Below are 4940 nucleotides of genomic sequence, written 5' to 3'. Positions count from 1 at the left end.
CGGACCAAGTCGAACTACAGCGCGCCGGCCGACGCGCTCATCGCGGCCGAGATCCGGCAATGGGATGCCGTCATCTCCGGCATTGGCGATTGAGGCAGCTGCTCAACGTGCAGTCTGCACGACTCCGTCACCGCTGAACGCCTCGATGTTCCCGCCTTCAGCGTCATGACCCAGCGCTTCACCAGCGCCGCCGAGCTGATGAGCCGCGTGCTCGGCATGCCCGGCTACCGCTTCGCCGAGATCGGCTATCCGGTCAGCAGGGCCACCGACGATGATCTCGAGGCAATGGCGCGGCTGGCGATCGAGCAGGGCCTGCCGATGCTGGTGCGGGAGTGAGCATTAGTCGCCTCCCCCGTAAGACACCCGTAAGACGGGGAGGAGGAAGGGCACTTCACGGAAGCTCCAGGCGGACACAGACGGCGGCGCTGGCGACCACGGCCGGGTCGTTGCCCTCGGGATCGGGCACGTCGAGTCCGCCCTTGACCGCCTTCACCATGACGATGCCGTGCGGCAGCGAGGCGCGCACCTTTTCCGTGTCGACCTTTTCGGCCTGCGCGACACCGATCGTGACGTCGACGAACATGCCGGTCTTGGGATTGACGCCCAAGGTGCGCAGCATGACGAGCGAGCTGTGGTGCAGGGCGTCCGGCACGGCGCGCAGCGCCGCTTTGGTGTAGTCGCCGCCGTGCAGGTCGTTGCCGGTGCCGTGCTCGAGGATGATGCGTTTGGCGGCCATCGCGGCCTCCGTCACAGATCGAGCCGGACAATGGCGGCCGCCTGGGCGATCACCGTCTTGTCCGTGCCCGCTTCATTGGGATCTCCAGCCCGCCTTCGACCACCTTCACCGTGCCGGTGCCGTGTGGCAGCACCGCCATCACCTCTCTGGTGTCGACCTGGTCGGGCCTGGCGCGCCGGGCCAGTGCCACCACTTCGGTCGTCATCTCCGGGGATGTCAGCACGCCAGCAGGCGGCGCCAGCATCAGGGCCAACGCGAGCGCTGCCAGGGTGGCGCCCTGTCCGGCTCTTGCGCCAGTGACTGACGAAGGAGATCGATCGCCTTGGGAATATCCTCGCGCGTGGCGGCCCACAAATGCGGCAATGCGCGAAGATAAAGATCGTAACTGGAGAGGCTCGCGGGTGGCGTGCGCCGCGCACGCTCGATCTCGGCGCCGCGGACTGCCGGTACGATCACCGCGGCAACGGTCCGGCTGACCTCGTCCTGCAACTCGAAGACGTCCGCGAGGTCGCGGTCGTACCGATCGGACCAGATTTGCGCGCCGCTGGCCGCCTCGATGAGCTCCACCGAGACGCGCACCCGATTGCCCGCCTTGCGCAAGCTGCCGTTCAGCAAATAGCGAACGCCAAGCCGGGCAGCGATCTGATCGAGCTCCAGCCCCTTGCCCTTGAAGGCGAAGCTGGAACCGCGCGCGATGACCAATAGTTCGTGGAAGCGCGACAAGGCGCTGACGATAACTTCGCTGACGCCGTCGGCAAAGTACTCCTGGGAAGGATCGCCACTCATGTTCTGTAGGGGCAAGACGGCGATCGATGGCTTGTCGCTGGGTACCTGGACAGTAGCCGTCGGCGGCGAACGAGACTTCCAGTCATCGGCGTCCCATTAGACTGCATAAGCCCGCACTTGCCGCTCGATACTCTTCAGATCAAGCCAGCCGCGATCCTCGAACGCGGCCTCGATCCGACCTACTGTGGCATCGTGCACGGCCCCGGAAACCAGAATTCCTCCCGGCGCCGCCGCAGCTTCGAGCTTCGCGCGGGCGATCAGGGCGCGATGCTTCCGCCGCGGCAGGCCAGTGAAACCGTAGACCGCCGGAACGGTGAGGCGATAGCCGCAAGCGACTGTTCCGGCCGCATGATGCAGGCGACCATCCTCCAGGCGAAGAGGCAACACGTCCCCTTCCTCGCCGCAGTCTGCACTCACCAAGACCTCTCGGAATGAAGCGAAGCGGTCATCGAAGGCGCTGCCATGAATGGTTTCGCCGCCACGCCATAGGAACACTGCATGGCCCGCCTCGTGCACCGCGCGACGGCGCAGCTCCGGCAGGTTCATCGCTTCCCTTTCGCCTTCAGCCATAGCTCTACCAGGCATCGCTTCATCGCGATTTTCCTCTGGCTGAAGCTCCGCCCTTTTCCAGTCGCTCAAGACGCGCTTCGAACTTCGTTCGCATGCTTTCCAGCTGCTGCTGCAATTGTTGGTCTTCCGCTTTGAGCTGCTCGATGAGTGTAGCAAGGTCGGCAAGCTGTCTCTGCAACCCATCGAGCCGACCCTGAATGTAGAACGCATTCTGGGCGGGGGTCGAAGTCGGTAGCAGCATGATTGCGGCAGCGACCCAAGCGCGGGCGATGGTCGACATCCTATTGGCGTAGCGTCTCACCGTTTGGCGCCCTTCGCCTTCAGCCTCAATTCCTCTGCCTTCTGCTTGAGGTACTGCCGAACGGGCTCCAGCACCCGGATGACGCTCTCAGGCTCGCCGGTGAACATGAGAGAATCGCCTAAGGTCTGAACGTCGCTTTCGACGCGCTCAACCTCTCCGTTATAGAACTTCATCGCCATTTCAATGTAGAAGTCGCTGCGCTTCTTCGCTTCGACGACCTTATGCGCAGTGGTCCCTGAGCCCTTGGCGATCCTGAGCATGTCGCCGAGATACAGGGCAGGAATCCTAAATCCTTGCTCCACCAAACGGCGGATAGCCTCAGAGCGCGTCATCGGCTGCTCGCTCGCGGCGCTCCATGCGTCGATTGCCTCGATCAGGGCAGGCGGAAAGCGGGCACCTATCAATGGGTCTTTGCCTGTCGCAGGCCTGCCACGCTTTTTAGGTTTAACCTTTATTGACTTCGCCATGATTTAGGTTCTACCCTAAAGGCGAGCCGGACGGAAGCTTCTACCTTCCCGCCCGGCTCTGACCACAACCCGAAGGAAAGGGATTCCGGGATCATGGCTATCTGTCAGAATACACCATCCGCCTGCGCATCGGCACGGCGCGACGACGTCCGAACCATCGTCGAACTCGATCGCAGGCGATCCAGCATCGGCGTGCACTACGCCTCCGACGTCACCAGAGCCTCCCGCGTGATGGGCGCGCGAGCTGCTGGCGCTGGGCGAGGAGCTGCGCTCGCATCTCGCGACCTACCGTGAGGCCGCAGCCCGGCTCGCGGCGGCGCGCGAGCACTACGAGCGGATCAAGCCCGTCCCGCCCGCCGGGCTGATCGCGCCGACCGGGCGCACGGCTCTCGATCGCCTCGACATTAACTCGCTCTCGGCGCCCGAGATGGACCTCGACGGGAACGAGACCAAGCCGCGGCGCCGCATCTACGACCGCAGGTCCCTGCAGTGTTACATCATCGCGCAGGACGTCCCGCGCAAGACACGCCCCTCACGGTGACGAAATCGCGGCATCGCGTGGCCTGGCGGGCAGATTTTCCAGGGCGCGCGCGGCGCGTTCTGCCGGCGTTCCCCACCCGCGCGCCTTTGGTTACAATTCAACCCGCATTCTCGGGGCGCTACGATGCCCGCATCTTGGGGCGGTGCATATTGGGGAGGCGATTTTGAGGAACTTGTTTGCGGGAGCATGGGTCGGATTCATCGCCGCGTGGGGCGGCACAGAGCTCGGTCTCAAATGGCATGTCGCGTGGAGCCTGGCGGCGATCCCCGTCGTGTTCGGCCTGTTCAACGTGCTGAGGGGGCCGATCTTTACACTTTTCCTCGCTTTCGGGCTTGGAGCACTTCTTTGGAGCTATACGCCGCTCGCCGCAGTCGTCGAGCCCTTGATCGAGAGAGTATGGGGCGACGAGGATGATGAGCGATCGGTTGAACCGGACAAGCGGTAACAATTGCGCGTCGAATCTTGGGCCGGGATTGAGGACAGCGATGGAGTCCTGCGGGCCGAGTGGCCCCGCGCTGTACGGGGGAGCGCGGGCCTGGCCGCGCCGGGTCGGGGTCTTGGGATGGGGACCCGGCATTGGTTGGCCTGCAGCATACCTCACGGCGCTTCCGGCGATAGCTGTCGATTCCCGTAGCGCTATTCGTCCGCCCGGCTTGATCGCATTGCTCGCTTGGTTGTGCCGATCGAGGAGGCTGCGGCAGCCACGTCCAATCCCGTCCCTGCCGCGTGGGAAGTCAGAGCGAGGGCGGCCCCTGCGTTTCGACACAGACGATACAGACTATTGAATCCGCAACACCTCGAAGAAACCCGGAATCGGTATGGGTAGGGGTTCTCTCTCAGGGAAGGATTCAAGATGATCGGCGATTGCGATCCGCCCCGCCGAAGCGCAGCGCGGCTCCTCTGCCGACACCGGCCGTGGCAGCGGCGAGTCTCCTGCAGGTCACGCTTGGCCGCTGCCACCTCTCAACGGAAGGCGGCCCCTTTGAGTGCAGTTCTCAGCCGATGTGGTCCGCCGCCAGGCCCGCCTGGTAGCGCTCCATCATGGCGGCATACGCCGCTTCAATATCCCGGGCGAATCGTTGGACGTCGAACAGCGGCGCCGTCAGCCGCTTGGCCGCTAGCTCTCGCTTGATTGCGGCCAGCTTTGACGGGTCCCGCGCGAGATCGAGCGCCGTGGCCTCATACTGCTGTTCGGTCCTGGCGATCAATAACTCCGGCAAGCCAGCGGCGCCCAAAACGCTCGCGGCGACCCTGCCGGCGAACGCGCGGCCCGCCAGCGTCAAAACAGGCAGCCCAGCCCATAGGGCGTCGCTCGCCGTGGTGTGGGCGTTGCAGGGCAGCGTGTCGAGGAAGAGATCGGCCAACTTGTGGCGAGCCATGTGCTGTTCGACCGACACTCGGTCGGCGAACACCAGCCTGGCACCATCGACGCCGCGCGCCGCGGCCTCGAGTCGGAGGTTCCGAGCGGCCGTCGAATTGTCCCGTAGGAGCCAAAGGACGCTGCCGTCGACAGCCCGGAGAAGCCGCATCCAGACGTCG

Annotated in this window: 8 protein-coding genes and 1 pseudogene; 2 read left to right on the top strand and 7 right to left on the bottom strand. The window is 64.5% G+C overall.

Going from position 1 to position 4940, the window contains the following annotated elements; all coding sequences use genetic code 11:
* On the top strand, positions 1-336 hold a 336-nt coding region (locus AB7O82_RS37280), incomplete at its 5' end, for a UGSC family (seleno)protein (RefSeq protein WP_428555269.1).
* 55 nt (positions 337-391) lie between these two features.
* Here the strand turns inward: AB7O82_RS37280 and AB7O82_RS37275 are convergent.
* The 6 genes from AB7O82_RS37275 to AB7O82_RS37250 form a co-directional block, all read right to left on the bottom strand.
* The gene (locus tag AB7O82_RS37275; RefSeq protein WP_428555272.1) at positions 392-736 is read right to left on the bottom strand and encodes a Lin0512 family protein; all 345 of its coding nucleotides are present in this window, start codon (positions 734-736) and stop codon (positions 392-394) included.
* Between the two features lie 49 nt (positions 737-785).
* Positions 786-941: a Lin0512 family protein gene (locus AB7O82_RS37270; RefSeq protein ID WP_428621800.1), complete on the bottom strand. Its 156-nt coding sequence runs from the start codon at positions 939-941 to the stop codon at positions 786-788.
* A 38-nt stretch (positions 942-979) separates the two neighbouring features.
* Positions 980-1522, bottom strand: a complete 543-nt coding sequence (locus AB7O82_RS37265) for a hypothetical protein (RefSeq protein ID WP_428555274.1) — start codon at positions 1520-1522, stop codon at positions 980-982.
* A gap of 96 nt (positions 1523-1618) precedes the next feature.
* The gene (locus AB7O82_RS37260; RefSeq protein WP_428555276.1) at positions 1619-2092 is read right to left on the bottom strand and encodes a hypothetical protein; all 474 of its coding nucleotides are present in this window, start codon (positions 2090-2092) and stop codon (positions 1619-1621) included.
* A 19-nt stretch (positions 2093-2111) separates the two neighbouring features.
* Positions 2112-2372 carry a hypothetical protein gene (locus AB7O82_RS37255; protein ID WP_428555278.1) on the bottom strand — a complete coding sequence of 87 codons (261 nt, stop codon included), beginning with the start codon at positions 2370-2372 and terminating at the stop codon, positions 2112-2114.
* 17 nt (positions 2373-2389) lie between these two features.
* Positions 2390-2860 (bottom strand): hypothetical protein, encoded by a 471-nt coding sequence (locus tag AB7O82_RS37250; RefSeq protein WP_428555281.1) that lies wholly within the window; start codon positions 2858-2860, stop codon positions 2390-2392.
* A 704-nt stretch (positions 2861-3564) separates the two neighbouring features.
* Here AB7O82_RS37250 and AB7O82_RS37245 point away from each other — a divergent pair.
* On the top strand, positions 3565-3846 hold the full coding sequence (locus AB7O82_RS37245) for a hypothetical protein (RefSeq protein ID WP_428555284.1): 282 nt from the start codon (positions 3565-3567) through the stop codon (positions 3844-3846).
* A 550-nt stretch (positions 3847-4396) separates the two neighbouring features.
* Here the strand turns inward: AB7O82_RS37245 and AB7O82_RS37240 are convergent.
* A pseudogene (locus AB7O82_RS37240) lies at positions 4397-4940 on the bottom strand (tetratricopeptide repeat protein); the annotation flags it as partial.

This window comes from Reyranella sp., assembly GCF_050185545.1.
In the GTDB taxonomy this organism is placed as follows: domain Bacteria; phylum Pseudomonadota; class Alphaproteobacteria; order Reyranellales; family Reyranellaceae; genus Reyranella.
Note: the sequence above shows the minus strand (reverse complement) of the source record. Positions and strands in the feature narration are given on the sequence as shown.